At 62.5% G+C, this 20,108-nt stretch carries 25 protein-coding genes and 2 pseudogenes; 15 read left to right on the top strand and 12 right to left on the bottom strand.

Features of this window, described 5'->3' with window-relative positions:
• The first annotated feature begins 90 nt into the window (after positions 1-90).
• From AC1D0O_RS05935 to AC1D0O_RS05925, 3 genes are read left to right on the top strand one after another with little or no spacing between them, the layout of a single operon-like run.
• Positions 91-927: an oxidoreductase gene (locus tag AC1D0O_RS05935; protein WP_477652610.1), complete on the top strand. Its 837-nt coding sequence runs from the start codon at positions 91-93 to the stop codon at positions 925-927.
• Positions 924-1,925, top strand: coding sequence for an NADP-dependent oxidoreductase (locus AC1D0O_RS05930; RefSeq protein WP_477652609.1), 1,002 nt, complete (start codon positions 924-926; stop codon positions 1,923-1,925). Before AC1D0O_RS05935 ends, AC1D0O_RS05930 begins: the two co-directional genes overlap by 4 nt.
• A gap of 50 nt (positions 1,926-1,975) precedes the next feature.
• Positions 1,976-2,680, top strand: a complete 705-nt coding sequence (locus AC1D0O_RS05925; protein WP_477652608.1) for an SDR family oxidoreductase — start codon at positions 1,976-1,978, stop codon at positions 2,678-2,680.
• Between the two features lie 21 nt (positions 2,681-2,701).
• Here AC1D0O_RS05925 and AC1D0O_RS05920 read toward each other — a convergent pair whose 3' ends face one another.
• From AC1D0O_RS05920 to AC1D0O_RS05905, 4 genes are all read right to left on the bottom strand, one after another.
• A complete protein-coding gene (locus AC1D0O_RS05920; protein WP_477652607.1) occupies positions 2,702-3,553 on the bottom strand; it encodes an alpha/beta fold hydrolase in 852 nt (283 codons plus the stop codon).
• A 77-nt stretch (positions 3,554-3,630) separates the two neighbouring features.
• Positions 3,631-3,846 (bottom strand): glycine zipper 2TM domain-containing protein, encoded by a 216-nt coding sequence (locus AC1D0O_RS05915; protein ID WP_477652606.1) that lies wholly within the window; start codon positions 3,844-3,846, stop codon positions 3,631-3,633.
• A 320-nt stretch (positions 3,847-4,166) separates the two neighbouring features.
• The gene (locus AC1D0O_RS05910) at positions 4,167-4,658 is read right to left on the bottom strand and encodes a VOC family protein (RefSeq protein WP_477652605.1); all 492 of its coding nucleotides are present in this window, start codon (positions 4,656-4,658) and stop codon (positions 4,167-4,169) included.
• A 110-nt stretch (positions 4,659-4,768) separates the two neighbouring features.
• Positions 4,769-4,993, bottom strand: coding sequence for a DUF2188 domain-containing protein (locus AC1D0O_RS05905; protein WP_477652604.1), 225 nt, complete (start codon positions 4,991-4,993; stop codon positions 4,769-4,771).
• A gap of 171 nt (positions 4,994-5,164) precedes the next feature.
• Here AC1D0O_RS05905 and AC1D0O_RS05900 point away from each other — a divergent pair, with 171 nt between their 5' ends.
• The 9 genes from AC1D0O_RS05900 (at position 5,165) to AC1D0O_RS05860 (ending at position 8,895) form a co-directional block, all read left to right on the top strand.
• Positions 5,165-5,587, top strand: a complete 423-nt coding sequence (locus AC1D0O_RS05900) for an ABZJ_00895 family protein (protein ID WP_477652603.1) — start codon at positions 5,165-5,167, stop codon at positions 5,585-5,587.
• A gap of 54 nt (positions 5,588-5,641) precedes the next feature.
• On the top strand, positions 5,642-6,019 hold the full coding sequence (locus AC1D0O_RS05895; RefSeq protein WP_477652602.1) for a VOC family protein: 378 nt from the start codon (positions 5,642-5,644) through the stop codon (positions 6,017-6,019).
• Positions 6,012-6,311: a hypothetical protein gene (locus AC1D0O_RS05890; RefSeq protein WP_477652601.1), complete on the top strand. Its 300-nt coding sequence runs from the start codon at positions 6,012-6,014 to the stop codon at positions 6,309-6,311. The genes AC1D0O_RS05895 and AC1D0O_RS05890 overlap by 8 nt, the downstream gene beginning before the upstream one ends.
• Positions 6,312-6,374: 63 nt before the next feature.
• Positions 6,375-6,653, top strand: coding sequence for a hypothetical protein (locus AC1D0O_RS05885; RefSeq protein WP_477652600.1), 279 nt, complete (start codon positions 6,375-6,377; stop codon positions 6,651-6,653).
• 153 nt (positions 6,654-6,806) lie between these two features.
• A complete protein-coding gene (locus tag AC1D0O_RS05880; RefSeq protein WP_477652599.1) occupies positions 6,807-7,088 on the top strand; it encodes a hypothetical protein in 282 nt (93 codons plus the stop codon).
• Between the two features lie 35 nt (positions 7,089-7,123).
• Positions 7,124-7,624 carry a DMP19 family protein gene (locus AC1D0O_RS05875; protein ID WP_477652598.1) on the top strand — a complete coding sequence of 167 codons (501 nt, stop codon included), beginning with the start codon at positions 7,124-7,126 and terminating at the stop codon, positions 7,622-7,624.
• Between the two features lie 53 nt (positions 7,625-7,677).
• Positions 7,678-8,037 carry a VOC family protein gene (locus AC1D0O_RS05870; RefSeq protein ID WP_477652597.1) on the top strand — a complete coding sequence of 120 codons (360 nt, stop codon included), beginning with the start codon at positions 7,678-7,680 and terminating at the stop codon, positions 8,035-8,037.
• Positions 8,038-8,041: 4 nt separating this feature from the next.
• Positions 8,042-8,524, top strand: coding sequence for a hypothetical protein (locus AC1D0O_RS05865; protein ID WP_477652596.1), 483 nt, complete (start codon positions 8,042-8,044; stop codon positions 8,522-8,524).
• 26 nt (positions 8,525-8,550) lie between these two features.
• Complete coding sequence (locus tag AC1D0O_RS05860) at positions 8,551-8,895, top strand: hypothetical protein (protein WP_477652595.1); 345 nt, start codon at positions 8,551-8,553, stop codon at positions 8,893-8,895.
• Between the two features lie 125 nt (positions 8,896-9,020).
• Here AC1D0O_RS05860 and AC1D0O_RS05855 read toward each other — a convergent pair whose 3' ends face one another.
• The 5 genes and pseudogenes from AC1D0O_RS05855 to AC1D0O_RS05835 form a co-directional block, all read right to left on the bottom strand.
• Positions 9,021-10,232, bottom strand: coding sequence for a hypothetical protein (locus AC1D0O_RS05855; protein WP_477652594.1), 1,212 nt, complete (start codon positions 10,230-10,232; stop codon positions 9,021-9,023).
• A 79-nt stretch (positions 10,233-10,311) separates the two neighbouring features.
• Complete coding sequence (locus AC1D0O_RS05850; RefSeq protein WP_477652593.1) at positions 10,312-11,079, bottom strand: hypothetical protein; 768 nt, start codon at positions 11,077-11,079, stop codon at positions 10,312-10,314.
• 34 nt (positions 11,080-11,113) lie between these two features.
• Positions 11,114-11,698: a hypothetical protein gene (locus AC1D0O_RS05845; protein ID WP_477652592.1), complete on the bottom strand. Its 585-nt coding sequence runs from the start codon at positions 11,696-11,698 to the stop codon at positions 11,114-11,116.
• A 45-nt stretch (positions 11,699-11,743) separates the two neighbouring features.
• The gene (locus AC1D0O_RS05840; RefSeq protein ID WP_477652591.1) at positions 11,744-12,019 is read right to left on the bottom strand and encodes a DnaJ domain-containing protein; all 276 of its coding nucleotides are present in this window, start codon (positions 12,017-12,019) and stop codon (positions 11,744-11,746) included.
• A 234-nt stretch (positions 12,020-12,253) separates the two neighbouring features.
• A pseudogene (locus tag AC1D0O_RS05835) lies at positions 12,254-12,391 on the bottom strand (lipoprotein-releasing system ATP-binding protein LolD); the annotation flags it as partial.
• A gap of 52 nt (positions 12,392-12,443) precedes the next feature.
• Between AC1D0O_RS05835 and AC1D0O_RS05830 the strand changes: the two are divergent.
• Entirely contained in the window at positions 12,444-14,201 is a 1,758-nt protein-coding gene (locus AC1D0O_RS05830; RefSeq protein WP_477652590.1) for an acyltransferase family protein, read from the top strand.
• On the opposite strand, the pseudogene AC1D0O_RS05825 reads toward AC1D0O_RS05830, so the two are convergent.
• The 3 genes and pseudogenes from AC1D0O_RS05825 to AC1D0O_RS05815 all read right to left on the bottom strand — a co-directional run.
• Positions 14,184-14,399, bottom strand: a pseudogene (locus tag AC1D0O_RS05825) (lipoprotein-releasing system ATP-binding protein LolD); the annotation flags it as partial. The gene AC1D0O_RS05830 and the pseudogene AC1D0O_RS05825 sit on opposite strands and share 18 nt — an antisense overlap.
• Positions 14,400-15,051: 652 nt before the next feature.
• Positions 15,052-15,726 carry a lipoprotein-releasing ABC transporter ATP-binding protein LolD gene (gene lolD, locus AC1D0O_RS05820; protein WP_477652589.1) on the bottom strand — a complete coding sequence of 225 codons (675 nt, stop codon included), beginning with the start codon at positions 15,724-15,726 and terminating at the stop codon, positions 15,052-15,054.
• 91 nt (positions 15,727-15,817) lie between these two features.
• On the bottom strand, positions 15,818-17,071 hold the full coding sequence (locus tag AC1D0O_RS05815) for a lipoprotein-releasing ABC transporter permease subunit (RefSeq protein ID WP_477652588.1): 1,254 nt from the start codon (positions 17,069-17,071) through the stop codon (positions 15,818-15,820).
• Positions 17,072-17,103: 32 nt separating this feature from the next.
• Here AC1D0O_RS05815 and AC1D0O_RS05810 point away from each other — a divergent pair, with 32 nt between their 5' ends.
• Both AC1D0O_RS05810 and recJ read left to right on the top strand, forming a co-directional pair.
• Positions 17,104-18,246 carry a hypothetical protein gene (locus tag AC1D0O_RS05810; protein ID WP_477652587.1) on the top strand — a complete coding sequence of 381 codons (1,143 nt, stop codon included), beginning with the start codon at positions 17,104-17,106 and terminating at the stop codon, positions 18,244-18,246.
• Positions 18,247-18,308: 62 nt separating this feature from the next.
• Positions 18,309-20,033 carry a single-stranded-DNA-specific exonuclease RecJ gene (gene recJ / locus AC1D0O_RS05805; RefSeq protein ID WP_477652586.1) on the top strand — a complete coding sequence of 575 codons (1,725 nt, stop codon included), beginning with the start codon at positions 18,309-18,311 and terminating at the stop codon, positions 20,031-20,033.
• The last annotated feature ends 75 nt before the right edge of the window (positions 20,034-20,108 follow it).

The raw sequence follows: 20,108 nt of genomic DNA, 5'->3' as shown, positions 1-20,108 counted from the left end.
CCTTTTTTTTGAGCCACGCCTGCTTTTTTCTTCGCCCTTATATATGACAGTCATCATGCCAAACTCATTTTTCACCGAAAGACACGAACCATGAACACCCACAACAAGATTGCCCTGGTGACAGGCGCCTCCTCAGGCATAGGCGAAGCGACCGCACAGCGGCTGGCCGCGGCAGGCTACAGGGTCTACGGCACCAGCCGGCGCGGCGGCCAGGCAGGCGGGCAAGCTTTTGACATGCTGCCGCTGGACGTGACCCAGGACGCGTCGGTGGAAGCCGCGGTGCAGCAGCTCATTCAGCTTGAGGGCCGCATAGACCTGCTGGTCAACAACGCGGGTTTCGGCGTCGCCCCGGCCGGTGCGGAAGAGAGTTCGATCACGCAGGCCCAGGCCATCTTCGACACCAACTTCTTCGGGATCGTCCGGATGACGCGCGCCGTTTTGCCGCATATGCGCCGGCAGGGTGCGGGACGCATCATCAACATCGGCTCTGTGCTTGGTTTCCTGCCAATGCCGTACGGGGCACTGTATGCGGCGACGAAGCACGCGATCGAAGGCTACTCCGAGTCGCTCGACCATGAGCTACGCACGAGGGGCATCCGGGTCTCGGTCATCGAGCCCGCATACACGAAGACGCCGTTCGACGCGAACTTCCTGGAACCCGACGCCAAGCTCCACGAGTACCGCGAGGTTCGCGCCGCCGTGAGCCAGCGCGTGAAAGAAGTGATGGCAACTGCGGAACAGCCCGGCGTCGTGGCTGACGTCGTGCTGAAAGCTGCCAATGCCGCTCGCCCGAAACTCCGATACACAGCTGGCGGGCTCGCGAGCCGCCTGCGATTGCTACGCAGATTTGCGCCTGCTGGTCTGGTGGATGCCGGGATTCGAAAAGACCTGCGGCTCGACGTGATGCTGGGAGTGAAAACATCATGAAAGCATTCATCGTTGAACGTTATGGAAAAAAGAGCAGTTTGCGGTTTGCGGACATGCCGATCCCGGAGCTGCGCGATGACGAGGTCCTGGTCCAGGTGCATGCCGCTGGCGTGAACCAGCTGGACTTCAAGATCCGCAACGGCGAGTTCAAACTCATACTGCCCTATCGCCTGCCCCTCATCCTGGGCCACGACGTCGCCGGGGTGGTCGTCAAGGTCGGTCCGCGCGTGCGGCAGTTCAAGCTGGGTGACGAGGTCTATGCGCGACCGGATGATTTCCGGATCGGTACCTTCGCTGAATTCGTCCCGGTCAAAGAGGCGTCCCTGGCGCTCAAGCCCAAGGGCCTGACGATGGAAGAAGCCGCGTCCATCCCGCTGGTGGCCTTGACGGCCTGGCAGGCACTGGTCGAGAAGGCCAAGCTGCAAAAGGGGCAGAAGGTCTTCATCCAGGCAGGCTCGGGCGGCGTAGGCACTTTTGCCATCCAGTTGGCCAAACATCTAGGCGCAACCGTCGCCACGACGACGAGCACTGGCAATGTCGCGCTCGTGAAGAGCCTGGGCGCGGACGTCGTGATCGACTACAAGACGCTGGACTTCGAAGACATCTTGCGCGACTACGACGTGGTCCTCAACAGCCAGGACGGCAAGACCTTGGAGAAGTCACTGCGTGTGCTTAAGCCCGGTGGGAAACTCATCTCCATCTCCGGCCCACCCGATCCCGCATTCGGCAAGGAAAGCAGTGCTCCTGCATTCGTAAAGCTGGTGATGCGCATGCTGAGTTCAGGCATCCGGCGCAGGGCAAAGGGCCGCGGAGTTGACTACGCGTTCCTCTTCATGAAGGCCAGTGGCAACCAACTGCGCGAGATCACGCGGCTCTTCGATGCTGGGGTCATCCGCCCCGTGGTGGACCGGGTCTTTCCGTTCGAAGCAAGCAACGAGGCTCTGGCCTACGTCGAGGCGGGCCGTGCAAAAGGCAAGGTCGTCATCAAGGTCAAGTGAACCTGTTTTCCCTGGTCTGCTTTTCTTTTCCCACCCACTGGAGTTTTCTCATGCAAATAAAAAACGCTGTTGTCCTCGTCACCGGCGCCAACCGCGGCATAGGTCTGGCCTTCGCGCGCGAGCTGCTGGCACGCGGCGCCCGCAAGGTGTATGCGGCCGCGCGTGACCCGGCCACCGTCACCCTGCCCGGTGTGCAGGCCCTGCGCCTTGACGTCAACAAACCCGAAGACGTGGCGGCCGCCGCGGCGCTGGCATCCGACGTGACCCTGGTGATCAACAACGCCGGCATTGCCCAGCCGGGCGGCTTCCTGGCGGCCGACAGCGAGGAGGTTGCGCGGCGGATTTTTGAGACCAACTTCTTTGCCGTGCTGCGCATGAGCCAGGCCTTCGCGCCCGTGCTCAAGGGCAACGGCGGCGGCGCGCTGCTCAATGTGCTGTCGGTGGCCTCGTGGGTCAACGGCGGCGAACTGGCGGCCTACTCGGCCAGCAAGTCGGCGGCCTGGTCGCTCACCAATGCCCTGCGCAGCGAACTCGCGCCCCAGAAAACCCAGGTGCTGGGCCTGCACATGGCCTATGTCGACACCGACCTCACGCGCGGCTTCGAAGTGCCCAAGTCCAGCCCCGAGGACATCGTCAAGCGTGCGCTGGACGGCCTGGAAGCCGGCGCCGATGAAGTGCTGGCCGATGAGGTGACACAGCATGTCAAGCAAGGCATGACGGCGGCACGGCCCAGCTACTTGCCGCAAGCGGCCTGAGCCTGAAACGGCACGGCCGGATCAACCGGCCTGGCATTCTTTCGCGAAGGCGGCCAGCGCCCGCGTGAAAGCCTTGGGCACCTCCAGCGGCGCGAACTCGCCGCTGCCCTCCAGCACCTCACCCTTGAGGCGCTTGGCACCCGCGGCCTTCAGGGCGGGGAGGTAGTCATCGGGCGAACGGCCGTCGGCGTCGCCGCGCAGGTAGAGCATCGGCGTTTCGATGTTTTTGTGCCGGCTGTTGTGCCGGGCATCGGCCTGCAGGGCGCGGTACCAGTCAAAGCCGGCCTTGAGCGCTTCGGGGCGCTCGTAGGCTTGTGCGAAGGCGGCGCGATGCGCCTCGGTCACGGCCTCCTTGTTGCCGGCCAGGAAGTCGGTGAAAAAATCAAAGTAGGCGCGCTGGTGGCCCGTGACCAGAAGCTCGGGCAGTTCAGGCAGGGCATGGAAGGCGAAGTGCCAGATGCGGGGGTCGGCCAGAATTTTGTCCCAAGGGTCAATGCCGGGGACCACGGTGTTCATGACCACAGCCCCGGCGATGCGCTCACCGTGGTCGCGCGCGGCCGCATAGGCGATCATGCCGCCCACATCGAGGCCGGCAATGACGGGTGAGCGCGCACCGGCGCGTTCCGCCGCGCCGATCACGATGTCGGCCAGGACGGTCTTCTCCGCGGAAGCTGGGGCGCCGCGTGAATCGCCGATGCCGGGTAAATCGAAGGCCAGCACAAAATGCCCGGTGGCGAGCGTGTCGACCACCGGGGCGTAGAGATCCTTCGAATGAGGCCAGCCGTGCAAAAGCACGATGGCGGGCCTGGCGGGATCGCCGGCCGCGATCAGGCCGAGTGTCAGGCCTTCATGGACCAAGGTGTCGGTGCGCATAAAGCATCCGGGTTCGTACACATGCAGCGCCTGCCTGGCGCTTCATGCGCGAACGAACCCGGCTTCCGGGCTAAGGCTTAGCGTTTCGGCTTGCTGACCTCGTGGCCGATCACACCGCCGACCGCGGCGCCGCCGACAGTACCCAGGGCACTGCCGCCGCTCAAAGCCGAGCCGGCCACACCGCCGACACCGGCGCCGATGACGGTGTTCCGGTCTTGCGTAGACATGCCGCTGCAGCCTGCCAGGCCGGCGAATAGCGCCGCGCAAAGTATGCTTTGTTTGATTCCAATCATGTCGTTCTCCTTCAGAAAGTGGATGAAAGTCTGAAGAGCCATAAATGCCGCTGTATCACGCCATCCACGCCTTCTTCCCGTGAATGAATCGCCTCCAACCGTGCATTGCAGACAAGCCACGGCGATGGCTTTTCATTGCTGGTTTATTCATGCTAGGAGGCTGAGTGTCCACGGGTGTAGGACGAGGCCCCAAGGTCCCGTCCCATTTCGCCCGGCGGTTTCGCGCGTGAAACGGTCACCACAAAGCAGACGGCCCGGGCTGCAACAGCCGGGCCGCGGGAGATACGCGATCAGTGCGAAAGAGGGTTTGAGCTCGCGCTTCAGCCCCGCCGTGCGGCCTCTATCTTGGCGATGTCGATCTTCTTCATCTCCATCATCGCGTCGAAGGCACGCTTGGCGGCCTTGCGATCAGGGTCGGCTATCGCATCGGTGAGGGCGCGCGGGGTGATCTGCCATGACAGGCCCCACTTGTCCTTGCACCAGCCGCACTGGCTTTCCTGCCCGCCATTGCCGACGACCGCGTTCCACAGGCGGTCGGTCTCGGCCTGGTCGTCGGTCGCGATCTGGAAAGAGAAGGCCTCGCTCTGCTTGAAGGTCGGGCCGCCGTTGATCCCGATGCAGGGGATGCCGGCGACGGTGAACTCGACCGTCAACACGTCGCCTTGCTTGCCGTCGGGGTAGTCGCCGGGCGCGTGGAATATCTCGCCGACCTTGCTGTCGGGAAATGTTTGGGCATAGAACTTCGCGGCCTCAAGCGCGTCGCGCTCGTACCAGAGGCAGATGGTGTTCTTGCTGACTTTTTTGCTGGCCATTGTGTGTCTCCTGAAGTTGTGGTGAGTTGAAGCGTTGGGCACCCCGGCAACCACCGGGGGGAGGCAAGAGCGCCTATCGTATTCATTGAATCCAGGCTTGGGATGCCGAACTAACCCTTGGATGTGGACGGGTCCGCAGAGCGCGGATAAGTCCGCTCTTCCTCGAACGTTCCGTCGGCGCGGTGGATTTTCACGGAGCCGGTCTTTCCGGCCATGAACTGCTGCGTGGCTTCGAGGATCTCCGCCTTGGTGGGCTTGCTGAGGGACGCGCGATCAGCCCCTTGCCGGGTCAGGTCCCAATGGCCATCGTGCGATTTGATGTGGTAGTTGTCCATACGGTCTCCTGTCTGTCTCTTGTTAAAAGGCGTATGGTATGGCTCAAATTTTCCACTGCGGTGTAGGACAGCTTCCAGGGATTGACGGTGCCAGGGGATGCTTTGCGGCCTAGAATGATCCGCGACATTGATCCAGGTTAGACGAATCACAACAATTCACTGGAGGGCATCTTGAGCCGCTACATCAAAATTTTCACCGCCTCTTACCTCATCCTGATTGTTCTATTGGCAGGACTCGCCGAAATCCTGAAAATTCAATCTGGCGCACCGTTCGCCGTGACCTCCGTGTTGGGCGCCACCCTCTTCGCGTCCATGGCATTCGCAAAGGATCATGCTCGCGCTCCGACCAATGAAGAGAAATCGTCTTTTGCATGGCGCGCCCTCTTGTGTGTGTGGCTGGTCTCGCTTCTTTGCGCAGCCGTGTTCATTGCAGCCCTGGTTCCGGCAAGCGAGGTCTGGAGTTTCCTGCGCACCTTCACATCGGGGAGTGCGTTGGCTTTGGCCGCCGGTTTTTTCCTTTTCATCTCGGCCATTCATTACGTCGCCATCCGTTGGTTCTTCGGATGGTATGCCAGACGTTCAGCAGGCGGTTGAGCGCGAGGCTCGGCATTTCAAATTGAGGCCAGGACACATAAGGCGATACCTCCTATGCGATCACCACTAGGCACCATCATCATCTACGCGCGAGACATGAAAAAGTCCGCCGGGTTCTACGCCACGCATTTTGGTTTCATCACGACTGGCGAAGTCAGCGAAGGGCTCATCGAACTGCGCGCGCCCAATGCGGGCGCCGGGATACTGATCCACCAGGCCGCCAAGTCGGTGAAGCTCGGGCAGGTCGGCGTGAAGCTGGTGTTCCAGGTGAAGGACGTCGCGGCCTTTGTGGCCGAAGCGGCGGCGCGGGGGCTCAAGTTCGGGGCGATCCATGAGGCCAATGGCTATTCATTCGCCAACGCCAACGACCCGGACAAGAATTCGGTGAGTGTTTCGAGCCGGGCGTTTCGCCAGGTGCCGGCGCATGGCTAAGCTTCGCTCATTGTGGGTCGACCCCCTGTCGGATGCCCGCAAGCGCAGGGACCAGCTCTTGCAGGAGCGGACGTTGCCGGACGCTGCAAGCCAGCCGGAGGCGTACGAGCAGCTCAACAGGCAGATCAAGTTTGAAGAAGACTTCATCGCCTCGTTCACCGACTTCAAGAAAGAAGTCGCCGCGAAAAGGCGTGGCCCGATGTCCTTGACCGCCAAGGGAATCCTTCAACTCCTGGGCATCGCAGTTCTCTGGTTTGTTGTGATCGGAATCTGGAGGCGATATGTTGGGTAAACCACACCGCAATCCCCCCAAAGCCAGCACCTGCAGAGCCGCCCGGATTGGACGCTAGCTCTTATGGGACCCCACCGCGTCAACATCATCAACACGCTGCAGCTGATCGCAGCGCCGTCTGAGCAGCTTGAGTATCAACAGCACGCACCACGCATCAATGTGGCGACGGAACTGGTCAACCAATGGTTTGACGACTTCTCCATCCGGGTGATGCGAAATTTGATGCCGAATTTTCGCCGCGCGAGCTTGAAACCCTGGCTGAGTTCAACGAGTTCTACGACGTGCGGGTTTCGCAGCTTCCAGACCGGCTTTTCGAGATGCATGAATCGCCTGTCTGGCTAGACGTCATGGCCGCGGCGAACAAAGTTCTGCGGACCAACGGCTGGATCGGCGTAGACGCAAGGTATGAGCGCTAGGCGATCCCTCGCCTAGAATCATTTGCAGGATTTGTCGTGACAGCTACTTAGCCAACAGAAGTCAAAGGGGGAGAAACCAATGGACACTAACCAGACAGCGCTGTTATCCGAGATCCGTGACCTGCTGAAAGAGCAGAACACGCTCATCGCCGACATCAAGGCCATGAACGTCGAGGCCGCGGGCCGGAATCTGCTGGCGATGGACCAGGCCGGCGAGTGGCAGGCCTCGAGCACCGACGCCTTGCAGCGTGCGCGCCGCGAGAACAGGAAAACATTTATCGTCTTCATGCTGTTCCTGCTCTTGATGGCCGGCTTTGCCTTTTACCGATTCGGCTCATTCAGCCGAATGCTGGGCGCATAAGCGGCTTCAACGGCACCGGTTCAAACAGGCCCCAAATGACACATATCATCCCGCCCCTTGTCCTTGAGATGGTGAACGGGGCCTCCAGTTCCGCCGGCTCCGATGTTTCCCCGTTCTGGCAGTCGGACAGCGAGGGAACGCCGGAGGAAGGCATGTACCAGTTGGCGCTTGAACTGGACATCGAAAACCCCGGCCACCTTCTCGACCAGCTGCCACCCGGCTACCGGATGGTCTACGCGATCTTCCAGTGGGAAACAAGCCGGGCCGGCGAAGGCTTCAAGACGGGTACGGACAACTCGGGGCCGGAACTGGTCCAGGCCGCGGCAAAAGCCTATGCCGAAGCCGGCCTGCCGGAGGAAGCCATGGCGCTGGCGCGCATGCTGGCGCAGTACACACAAACACCGCTGGACTACGACCGGATCGAGGCCGCGTATGAGGCCGTGGACAATCCCTTCAAGGATGACTGGGAGCGTATTCCGCGGCTGGTCAGGCATCTTTGCGAGAATGCGGACCGGTATCTTTATGTTGAGGCTTGAGGGTTGGTCCAAAAATCACGGAGCAGGCTCCTCTCACGCACTGGACACCTGATATGGACTCACCGCTAGGCACCGTCATCCTCTACGCACGCGACATGAAGAAGTCCGCGGACTTCTATGCCCGGCATTTTGGTTTCATCACCACCGGCGAAGTCAGCGAAGGACTCATTGAGCTGCGCGCGCCCCAAGCCGGCGCCGGGATACTGGTCCACCAGGCCGCCAAATCGGTGAAGCTCGGGCAGGTGGGCGTGAAGCTGGTGTTCCATGTGAAGGACGTTGCGGCCTTTGTGGCCGAAGCGGCGGTGCGAGGGCTCAAGTTCGGGGCTATCCATGAGGCCAATGGCTATTCGTTCGCCAACGCCAAGGACCCGGATAAGAATTCGGTGAGTGTTTCAAGCCGGGCGCATCGCTAGGCATATGAGCGAATCACCGCCGCTGTCCACGTACGCCAAGCTCTCATTGGCGCTTGCCGGGTTGCTGCTGCTGCCGGCCCTATGGTCCTTTTTCAGCGCCATCGTGTCTGCAGTATCCACCGGCCAGGTTCTGGTCATCAGCGTGGGACGCACCGAAACCGCCAGGGAATTAGTGCCGTGGATCAATGGCTGGCCCCGGTTTGCCGCGCCGGTCGTCCTGGCGGCATCCTTGCTGCTGTGGTTTTGGGCGGACCGGCTTCCGCGTGGCGCCTGGTGGCTATCGGCCGCCACGGCTACCGTGGGCCTGGTTCTCCTGCTATTTTCCAAGTGGTTCACCAGTTGGCACGGGACGATCTGGTTCTTCGGCCTGCTCGCATTTGTGGCTACCACGCTATACGTCGGGAAGCGCTTCGGCCGGCTTGCGGGATTGGCAGTCATTTTTCTCGCCTTCGGAGTCTTCGTGTGGCGAATCACCAGCGCTGCCTGACACTCCACCCGCACATGACACAAACAATGCTTTCAACCGAATGCCCGAACTGCGCATCAAGCAAGAATGTTCGCGAGAAGCTGCTCTTGATCGACAAGCTCAATGCCGAACACCTGAAGCACCGCCCCAACGAGCGCTCTTCCTGCGCGTGCGAGGGTGGGCTCAGTGTCGATGGGCTGAAGGCCGAGTTCGTGACAGAAGGGTCGCTTCAACAGTTTGTGGCCGGCCTCTACTGCGAGGCATGTGGCACAGGCTTTGTGCCGGAGGGAATGCTCAAACCTGCCCCACAGTCGTGGAAGCTGTCCGAGTTGGGTTTTCATCGCGTCAACGAGGACGGCTCGCTCGGCCCACCGCAGAAGCGCATGATTTGAGGAACACCTCAAGAGACCCGCATAGACGCAGTGCCGGCATCGCGAACTCGCTCCTGCAATCGAGGAAGAGTCGCTGCGTGTTTCAGGCCCTGGCCCGCGTTCCCGCCGCCGCAGGCACACACCACCTATTGCACATGGCATTCCCGCCGCAGCAAGGCCAGCGCGTCGTGGAGCGCATGAACGGCATCGCTTTGCAGCGTGGCCTGCGCCTCTTCCACAAAATCATCCCACAAGCTGGCGTAGGCATCCTGGTGCTGCACCGGCGCGTGGTCCACGATGTACTGGTGGGCCAGCGCGGGCTTGAAACCTGATTTGCGGATCTTGCGCAGCAGGGTCGCGGCGCTTTTCTCGGTCAGCACGGTCTTGGGCGCGGAACCGGCGGCCACGCACAGGAACAGGGTCAACAGCGAACCGTCGTCCGCATTGCCGCCGGTCACCTTGCTCCACACAGCGGATGCCTGGCGGTCATGGTGATCGACCTCGTTCAGGCCGTCTTCCACCCAGAAGTACCGGCCCATGAAAGCCGGGCTGCGGTCAAACAACTGGCGCGGCGGCAAGGCCGGATCGAGTATTTTTGGCGCGTCGGCCATCACGGACTGTCGCACCGCCTCCACCACATCCCGCAGATGGGCAGGCAGCTTTTTCGGAACGACGAGGGGCAGCGCAGCCGGAGCGGCCCCGTGTTTTTTGCGCAAGGCGGTGACCATCTTCTCGAACGCGACCCAGTCGGGCATCTCGGTGCGGCCCGTCGCCGGCACCAGCAAGGCGGTGCGAATCACCGCTTCGGCATCCTTGCCCGCTTCTTCGAGTTCGGCGGCGTCCATGCCCAGCTCGCCGGCAAGCCAGACGGCCGCATCGATCACCTGCGCCACCTGGCTACGCCGGGCAAGTTCGGCCTGGTAGTCGGCCAGGCTGCGCAGCGACCATTTGGCCAGCAGCGGAATGTGCGCGTCGGTGAAGCCGCCGCCTTCATTCATGCCGAAGTGGCTGTTTTGCGGCATGGCGATCAAGGCCTTGAGCATGTCCGAGCCGCCCTTGGAGCGCGACAGCAGCGAGAAATCGCGCAGCGATTCAGCCGCCTGCCGGAGGTCGCCGCGGCAGGAATTTTCGAGGTACAGGCTGATCAGGTTCACCATGCGATCGCGGGCCTTTTCAAGGTCCGGACGCAAAAACTCATTGCCGAAATAACGCGCGATCTGCACCATGCCCTTGGGGCCTTCGACCCGCATGGCTTCGGTTTTTTCGGCACTGATGATGCCGTGCTGCACGCCGTACTGCAGCGCCTTCTCAAAAAAGTGGCGCGTATCGTAGAGCGAAATGGTGGAAGGCGACGGCATGGGTACGAGGCTTGTCTGGGTAGTCTGGGTAGTCTGGGTAATCTGGGTAAGGAGATGGCTGCGAAGGCTCAGATCGCCCTCAAATCGCCGATTCCTCGTCGGACTCGCGCGCCGTCGGTGTGGCCTTGCCGCGATCGGTGTCGCCGGTCTCAACCTTGCCGTCGTCCTGCACATCGTCGTCGTTCTCGTCCTCTTCATCGCCTTCGGAAGTTATCGCCTTGTGGGCACTGCCCTTGGCGCGCAGCACCATCAGCATTTCAATGAACAGGTCCGGCAGTTCGTAACGCAGTATCCAGGCGAGCTGCATCCAGTCCTGGTCGGCGATCTCCTCCTGCTGGACACGCGGTCTTTCGTAGGCCGAGGCCAGCAGGGCGGACTGGGACAGCATCTTGCCGTACTCGTCGGCCGCCTCAAAGCCGCCGCTGCGCGCAAAGCCCTCAACACGGCTCCATTGGTCGGAAAAATAATCGGCGAGGGCTTCGCTGCCGCCGTCCAGGTCGCCGATCGCGCTGAGAAATTCGACCGGGTCCGCGTCCTCCCGGAAGATCACCGCATTGACCATGCCGCGCAGATGCGTGCGGGTCAGGTCCTTGTAGAGCTTTTCAATCACCACGGCGCGGGCAAACTGCGCGGGTGTGACCAGCAGGCCGACCACCGACGCCTTGGAATTGTCGTACTCGCGAATGACGGCCAGAACGTCCTTGGGCGGCAACTGCTCCAGCACCACCATCAGCGCTGCATCACCTTCGGCGTCGGCCAGCCCGACCAGCGCAGCCTCGGCGCCGACGATGTCGCCGGCCGCAATCAGGCTTTGGGTTTTTTCGATCAGGGCGAGATGCGTTGTCATCAGGGGTTTACCTTCCAGGTCATGTTTGCTTGCATCAGTCTTTGGCGTCAAAGCCCTGCTGGACCAGCCAGTCGGAACCTGCCTCATGGCGCGCCCGGGCATCGCCGCTTTGCTTACGCTCGTCATCGCCCTCAAACATCACCGGGGCGCCGTCGCCGTTCTCATCACTGTCTTCGTCGTCATCGCCGTCATCGTCTTCTTCGGCACTCACCATGGACGCGGCAACCGGCAGGCCCGCCATGTATTCCAGCCCCGCCGTCAGCGTCAGGAATTTCTCCCCGCCGGGCGCCTGCAGCACGATGTGCGCCAGGTCCTGGGCCCAGGGCGCCAGCACAAAGCCATCCGCCAGGCTGCCCCAGGCCGGAAAGCCATCGACATCGACATCGTGGGTGAGCAGGTGTTCCATCACGGCTTTTCCCGTGAAATCAAAACCCTGGTGAAACACCACCGCCACCATCTCGGGGCTGGTGTCCATCATCTGCACCAGAAAGGCCATCTCCTGGCGTTTGCCGGCCAGGCGCTGGTGCAACACGTCGCGCCCCTCGGAGTCGAATCGCAGGTCATCCATCTCGGACTGGTAGGCCGAGCGCAGGTCGAGGAAATAAGGGGAGACGCTCATGCTGCCGGGTTTTTCATGGGGTGTTCTTCTTTGGGTCAGCCGGGGTCACAGCAGCGGGTTGAAATAATCGGTCCAGATGGCACGCGCCGTGTCTATCGGGCTGTCGAGCAGGTTGCGGCGGCGGTTGTCGTCATAGGCCTGGCGCTTGTCCGCATCCGACAGCACCTCATAGGCCTGCTGCACCGCCCTGAAACGCCCGGGCGCCTCGGGGTCGGCATTTTTGTCCGGGTGCCAGAAGGAGGCCTTCTGGCGAAAGGCTTTTTTGACATCGGCCAGCGTTGCTGCGCTGTCCAGCCCGAGGGCGGTGTAATGATCAGTCATGCGAAGGTGCTGTGTCCTGGACCGCAGGCAGGGAGCTGCACGGCATGTTGAAAGACTCACGAAGTGAGGGAGATTCGCCTGCGCGCGCGGCGAAGGGATCAAGGATTATGCCTGTCTGGGGCTGTGGAGGCTGGTGGCCGGTCAATGGCCTTGTTTGGCACTTGCCGCCCGCGGGTCGGGTCGCAGGTGGTATTGACGCCCCGCTCAAACCCGCTCCGACAATCGCCCCGATACCTATCTGAACCGTCGCCCGCAACGCGAGGCCAGCGTTTCATCGTGAGTGACCGACACAAAAGCCGTGCCGAAATCACGCGCAAGTTGCAGTATCAGTTCAAATACGCCGTCGGCTGTGGATCTGTCCAGGTTGCTCGTGCGCCTCCGGAAAGAACCGGTAGTTTGTGTTCCCGCCATAGAATTGCACAGAATGGAAAGGCCGCAAGGCCGCATTCGAACTGCTGCACAAGTGATGCGGTCGTTTTCGAGCAAACATGAATCAAACCGGGACCTTATGCAGCCAGAGAGGGACACACATCTAGACGGTTTGCGCGGCTTGGCCGCATTGGTGGTTGTGGTCTATCACGGGATTCTTGCCTTCGACTTCGCCCTCTCCACCGGCCTGGTTGCACACAGTGCTTTTGCCTGGGATGTTTCTCTTTCGGGCGCTCCATTCCTGCTACCGATGGCGGGAGACTTGTCGGTCTGCGTTTTTTTTGCCCTCAGCGGCTACGTCTTATCGCACTCCTTCGTTAAAACGCGCCTCGGAGCGGTGGCGCTATTCGTCAAGAGGTACGCCCGTTTTACACCCTCCATCCTGTCCGCCGGTCTAATTTCCTACGTGCTGCTGGCCGCGGGCCTGATGGAAAACCAGAATTTGGCGATAGTTTCCAGGTCCACCTGGCTTGCAAATCAAATGCAGCAGGCACCTTCATTTGTCCGAGCGGTTCAAGAAGGGTTGTATGGCGCGCTGATAGTGGGCTCATCGGCTTACAACTCCTCTCTTTGGACGATGCGCATTGAGCTCTGGGGATCACTCATCCTGATTGCGGTTTTCAGCCTGACGGCTTTTCGTACGTCGCGCCCAGAGATACGCGCGCGAGACCGAATTCTTCTTCTTTCCGCGCTGGCCCTTCCGGGATTTGGTTCATACCTCGGTTTGTTCGCCTTCGGCGCCTTGCTGCAACTGACCCAGCTCCATCGAAAGCTGAGCTCAAGAGGGGCGGCAATCCTGTTGGGCGTCGGTGTTTTTTGGGGAACGATTCCCTACAGTGCCCTTCCATGGGACATTGTTCGACCGTTCTTTGAGCGGACAGTCCCGATGCTGAACGGAACTCCTTTTGCACACTCGTCGGTGAGTTTTTTTCACTCTTTAGGCGCGGTGCTGGTCTTGATGGGGGCCAACGCCTGCCTTCCATTCCGAAGGGTGCTTTCTACGCCCCTGTTCGGGTTTCTTGGCCGGATATCGTTTCCGCTGTACCTGATCCACGTGCCGCTCCTGAATTCCTTTGTATGCGCGAGCGCGATGGCGATGCTCGGTTACGGATTTTCCTATGCTTTGACCATGGCGCTGTCCATCATGTCGCTCGCGGTGATTTCAATCGCGGCGGCCACCGCTCTTTTGTTTTTGTCCGAAAGGCCGTCAATCGTCTTGTCCAACAAGATGGGGCCGATAACAGACAGTTTTACCCGGAAATGCCTCGATCATGGCATGCGGCATTTAAGGCTATGCGCCGCGTATTTCGAAAGCCGGATACAGCACAGGCGCGAGCGCACCATAGCGGCTTTCCTTCTGGCTCCCCTGGCGCCTTGCATCGTGGCCGCCGCGCTGCATCGCCACTTCAGCTGGATCTTCGTCGTCGCGCCCTTTGCCTATCTTTTCTCAATGACCGGCATTCCCGCCTATCTTTATTTCCGGCTCCGCGGCTGGCGCGAGCCCTGGCGAATCATCGTTGTGTCCTCAGCCCTGGGAGTCCTGGCGTCCTTCCTTAGCGGTTTCAGCAGTCTTGACGCGACCGGCATTGTGAATGGGTCGGATGCGTTGGCCTTCGGAGGATATGGCGCAGTGACGGGTGCTGCGTTCTGGTTTCTCGCCTTCGCCAGGAATCGCCCCGCACATCGCGCTGCACAAGTTCATGCCGGCGCGGCGCAAGCGTCCATCCGCCCGGGTTCAAACGAGCGGCAGTGAGTTCCACTCCGACAAGCGCCCCGACACCAGCCTGAAGCGCCACCCGCAGCGAGCTGCCAGCGTCTCGTCATGCGTGACCAGCACAAAAGCCGTGCCGAAATCACGCACGAGTTGCAGCGTCAGTTCAAACACGCCGTTGATGGTGCTGCGGCTCAGGTTGCCGGTGGGCTCATCGGCCAGCATGCACACCACTGGCGTTCACAACGCGGCATAAATCAGGGACCGGTTCGGCGATCGTTTCGGCTTCCAGGTTTGAGATCACGCGGATGCTGGGCCACGGCCGCCCTTCTCGCGCGCACCTGTGCGGCGGTATCCGCCGTGTACTCCCGGAAGGAAGTACAGTCGTCCATCGCCGGGTACCCCAGCACGTAAACGGTAACTCCCCGGCTTGGAGGTGAAGGGCCGGATATTTGCAAATCACCTTCCGATACGAAAGTGTTCGACAGAGGCAGTGAGTTTCCCATTAGCTGATGCGCCACATACTCCGCTCGCATTTTGGCAAGTTGGCTTCTTCGGTGCGCGTCGCCTTCATCCCTTGAGGCCCATCCCATGATCACGGCTACTTCAAAGCGACACAACCCTCGATTGCCGCGCAGTGACTCAATCCACTCGCGAAGTTCTGTTCTTGATGCCGCCGACAAAGCTACTGCATGCACAGGCAGCTCGATGGCTCGAACATGCTCAACCCGAACCGGCGACAAGGCCTGAGCAGCGCCGTGCACGGCAATTGCGCTTGCAAGAAACCAATGTTTAAGGCTCATTTTGGGAATGCGTGACAAAGTAACACGAAGCGCTAGTCCTCACAGTGGAGGCTGCCGTCGACGCGGCACGCCATGTCCGACGCAGCCGCTCAAGCCCACTCCGACAACCGCCCCGACACCAGCCTGAACCGCCGCCCGCATCTCGCGGCCAGCGTTTCATCGTGCGTGACCAGCACAAAGGCCGTGCCGAAGTCGCGCGCAAGTTGCAGCATCAGTTCAAACACGCCGTCGGCCGTCGACCTGTCCAGGTTACCGGTCGGCTCATCAGCCAGCACGCAAGCGGGCTGCGTGACGAGCGCACGCGCAATCGCGACGCGCTGGCGTTCGCCACCTGAGAGTTCGGCGGGGCGGTGGTGGATGCGGTCCTTGAGGCCGACGGCGGCCAGCATCTTGGTGGCGATGCGTGCGCATTCGGCCGGGGACTCGCGGCGTATCCACAGGGGCATGGCGACGTTGTCGAGAGCGCTGAATTCGGGCAGCAGGTGGTGGAACTGGTAGACAAAACCCAGGTGCTTGTTGCGCAAGTCACCTTGCTGCTGGGGCGACAAGGCTGAGAGCGTCTGGCCCTTCAATTCAACCTGGCCGCTGGTGGGCGCGTCGAGGCCGCCCATCAAATGCAGCAGCGTGCTTTTGCCGGAACCCGAGGCGCCGACGATGGCCAGGGTTTCGCCGGCGTGGACTTGCAGGTCGACGCCGTGAAGCACCGTCAAATCGATCAGGCCTTCGTGGAAGCGTTTGGTGAGGGCGCTAGCTTTTAAAACCACTTCGCCGTTGGTTTGAGGCCGCTGGCCCTCACCCCTGCCCTCTCCCAGGGGGAGAGGGAGTGAAGAAGGGGAAGCTGAGCTCATGGTTTGATCATTCATAGCGGAGAGCCTCCGCTGGGTTCACACGGCTGGCGCGCCAGCTGGGGTAGATGGTGGCCAGGAAGGACAGCACCAGGGAGATGACAACGATGGGCATGATGTCGGCGTATTGCGGTTCACTCGGCATGCGGCTGATCAGGTAAATGTCTTTGGGCAAAAAGCTGGCGTTGAGCGCACGCTCTATCGCCGGCACGATGACGTCGATGTTGAAGGCGATGCCCAGGCCCAGCAGCAGGCCCGAAAGCGTACCGATGACGCCGACCAGCGCGCCCTGGACCATGAAGATTTTCATGATGCTTTTCGGGCTGGAACCCAGGGTGCGCAGGATGGCGATGTCGGCGCGTTTGTCGGTGACCGTCATGACCAGGGTGCTGACGAGGTTGAAGGCCGCTACCGCGACGATGAGCGTGAGGATGATGAACATCATGCGTTTCTCGAGCTGCACGGCGGCGAACCAGGTCTTGTTCTGGCGCGTCCAGTCGCGGATCAGCAAGTCGCCGCTGAGGCTTCTCGACAGTTCATAAGCGACTTCGCGCGCCTGGTGCAAATCTTTCAGGCGTATGCGTATGCCGGTGGGGCCTTCGAGGCGGAAGATTTTCGCGGCGTCTTCCTGGTGCATCATGACCAGGGCCGAGTCGTATTCGTAATGGCCGGAATCAAAAGTGCCAACCACCGTCATCTGCTTGAGGCGCGGCACCACGCCGGCCGGGGTGACCTGGCCGCTGGGCGCGATCAGGGTGACGGTGTCGCCCTCGCGCACGCCCATGGCTCGGGCCAGCTCGCCGCCCAGCACCACGCCGAAATTGCCGGCCACCAGCTTGGCCAGCGTGGGCGCCGAGGTCACGGCAAGGTCGGTAACCTGGCCTTCAAGCGCCGGGTCTATGCCGCGCACGATGGTGCCCTTCATGTCTTCACCGCGGGCCAGCAGGGCCTGGGCCGCGATAAAGGTGGCGGCGCCGGTGACCTGCGGGTTGGCCTTGATTTCGGCCAGGGTTTTGGCGGGGTCGGGAAGCGCGACGCCGCCCGGGGCGAAGACCTCGATGTGGGAGATCACGCCCAGCATGCGGTCGCGCACTTCCTTCTGGAAGCCGTTCATCACACTGAGCACGATGATGAGGGCCGCGACGCCGAGCGCGATGCCCAGCATGGAGACACCCGAGATAAAAGAGATAAAACCGTTGCGCCGGGTGGCGCGGCCGGCGCGGGTGTAGCGCCAGCCCAATATCAGCTCGTAGGGAATTTGCATGCGGGTATTGTTGCATCCCGGACAATAGCCCCATGTCAGCCAATTCCCCCACCCCTTTCACAGGGCCGCAGCTGCTGCTTCCCTTTGCGGCCTGCAGCGCGGAGGCCTGGCTGCCCACGATGAAAGCTTTGCCGGCCGACAGCACGCGCAACCTGGGCCAGCTGCTGAAGGGCATGAAGTCAGTGCACACTGATGAAGCGGATGCCCACACGCTGTCGCCGCCGCATGAACGGGCCTTGGCCCCGGCGCTGGGCCTGGCGGATTCGGGTACGGCGGACGGCCTGATTCCCTGGGCGGCGCGCGATGCGGCGCTGCACCTGCCGGCCGCCACGGCCAAGGCCTGGGCCTGGATCACGCCCTGCCACTGGGCCATGGGCCGCGAGCATGCAACGCTGACGGACCCGGCCGCGCTGGGCCTGCAGGAAGGTGAATCACGCGCGCTGCTGGCGGCCATGCAGCCTTATTTCATCGACGACGGCATCACGATCCACTACGTTCCCGCGCTGGGACCGGCGCGCTGGCTGGCCGAGGGCGAGCTGTTTCGCAGCCTGCCGACCGCCTCGCTGGACCGGGTGCTGGGCCGCAATGTGGACCCCTGGCTGCCCAAGCAGGACAAGAACGACGCCAACAGCACGGCGCGCAAGATGAAGCTGCTGCAAAACGAGATGCAGATGCTGCTGTACACGCATGCGCTCAACGACGAGCGCGCGGCGCGGCGCCAGCTGCCGGTCAACTCCTTCTGGCTTAGCGGCTCGGGCGCTCTGGATTTTCTCCCTCTCCCCCTGGGAGAGGGCGGGGGTGAGGGCCAGCAGCCGTCAATCCATTCACAGCCTGTCGACACAGCCCCGATTCATCCTCCAGGACAGGCGCACAGGCCGTCGGCCCTCACCCCAACCCTCTCCCAGAGGGAGAGGGAGCAAGTAGCCGTGCCGCGCAGCCTGGCGCAAGCCGTGTTCGCCGACGACTGGGCGGCTTATGCCCAGGCCTGGGCGGCGCTGGATGCGAACGAGATCGCCGCCCTGCTGGCGCGCCAGCGCGCGGGCGAGACCGTGCGGCTGACGCTGTGCGGAGAGCGCGGCGCGACGACGTTTGCAACGGCACGGCAAGGCTTCTTCGCCAAAATCGCCGGAAGCCTGTCGCCCACCCCTTTGTTGACCGTGCTGGAACGGCTGTAAAACGCCCGGCATTCCCTGCGCCCAGACACCCCCTCATATATATAGAGAGTTTTGACCCCCTCATGAAAATCCAGGTACGCGAAGTCCCGCCGCGCAGCGTCTGGGCGCTGCAACAGGCCGGCATCCACCCGCTGCTGGCGCAGCTGTATGCGGCGCGGGGCGTGCATTCGATTGACGAACTCGACGACGGCCTGGGCCGGCTGCTGCCGCCTTCGTCGCTGCGCGGCGCGCTGGAGGCAGCCAAGCTGCTGGCCGATGTGATGGCCGCCGGCCAGAAAATCTGCGTGGTGGCCGATTACGACTGCGACGGCGCGACGGCCTGCGCCGTGGCGCTGCGCGGCCTCAAGCTGCTGGGCGCGCCGCATGTGGGTTACCTGGTGCCGGACCGCGTGACCGACGGCTACGGCCTGACGGCGCCGATTGCCGAGCGCGTGAAGGCCGGCGGCGCCGACCTGCTGGTGACGGTGGACAACGGCATCGCGAGCATGGACGGCGTGGCGCGCGCGCGCGAACTCGGCATGCGGGTGCTGGTGACCGACCACCACCTGCCGGCACTCAAGGACGGGCTGGTGGTGCTGCCCGAGGCCGACGTGATCGTGAACCCCAACCATCCGGAGTGCACGTTTGAGAGCAAATCGATTGCCGGCGTCGGCGTGATGTTTTACGTGCTGCTGGCGCTGCGGGCCGAGCTGCGTACGCGTGGGGTATTCGACGCGGCCAGCCAGCCCAAGCTCGATGCGCTGCTGCCGCTGGTGGCGCTGGGCACGGTGGCTGATGTGGTCAAGCTGGACGCCAACAACCGCCGCCTGGTGGCGCAAGGCCTCAAGCGCATACGCACCGGCCACTTGCCGGCCGGCCTGGCGGGTCTGTTCAGCGCGGCGGGCCGGCAGGCGGCGGTAGCCACCACCTTTGACTTCGCCTTCGCGCTGGGCCCACGCATCAACGCGGCGGGCCGGCTCAGCGACATGACCCTGGGCATTGAATGCCTGCTGACCGACGACGCGGCGCGCGGCGAGGAACTCGCGAAAACGCTGGACGGCATCAACCGCGAGCGCCGCGACATCGAGGCCGGCATGCGCGAGCAGGCGCAGCTGGCGGCCGACGCGATGATCGACGAGGACGAAGAGCCGCCGCCGGCCATCGCGATTTTCGACCCGGAGTTCCATGAGGGCGTGGTGGGCATCGTGGCCTCGCGCATCAAGGACAAGCTGCACCGGCCGACCTTTGTGTTTGCCGCGAGCCAGGCGCCGGGCAAGGAGCACGAGCTCAAGGGTTCGGGCCGATCCATCCCCGGCTTTCACCTGCGCGATGCGCTGGACCTGATGACCAAGCGCCACCCGGGCGTGATGCTGCGCTTCGGCGGCCACGCGATGGCGGCGGGCTGCACCATCGCCGAGGAAAATTTCGAGCTCTTCGAGCAGGCGCTGCAGCAGGTGGCGCATGAATGGCTGGACGCGGCCACGCTGACGCGCCGCATGGACACCGACGGCCCGCTGGCGCCCGAATACCGGCGCGCCGACCTGGTCGACACGCTGCACAAGGAAGTCTGGGGCCAGGGTTTTGCCGCGCCGACCTTCAGCGAAATCGTGGAAGTGGTGTCGCAGCGCCTGGTCGGCGAAAAACACCTGGCGCTCAAACTCAAGCACCAGGGCCAGCCGGTGGACGGCATCTGGTTCGGCCATACCGAGGCCTTGCCGGCGCGGGTCAAGCTGGCCTTCCGGCTGGATGCGGACGAGTGGCAGGGCGTGAAGCGGGTGCGTTTCCTGGTCGAGGGCGCGGAAATCTGAGTTTTTCGGGTCTTTTCCGGATCGCAGGCCGGAGAGCCCCTATCCCGGCCTTCCCCCGGCGGGGGAAGGAGGAAA

This window comes from Polaromonas sp. P1_F2, from assembly GCF_056405735.1.
This window is presented reverse-complemented; position numbering and strand designations above follow the sequence as displayed.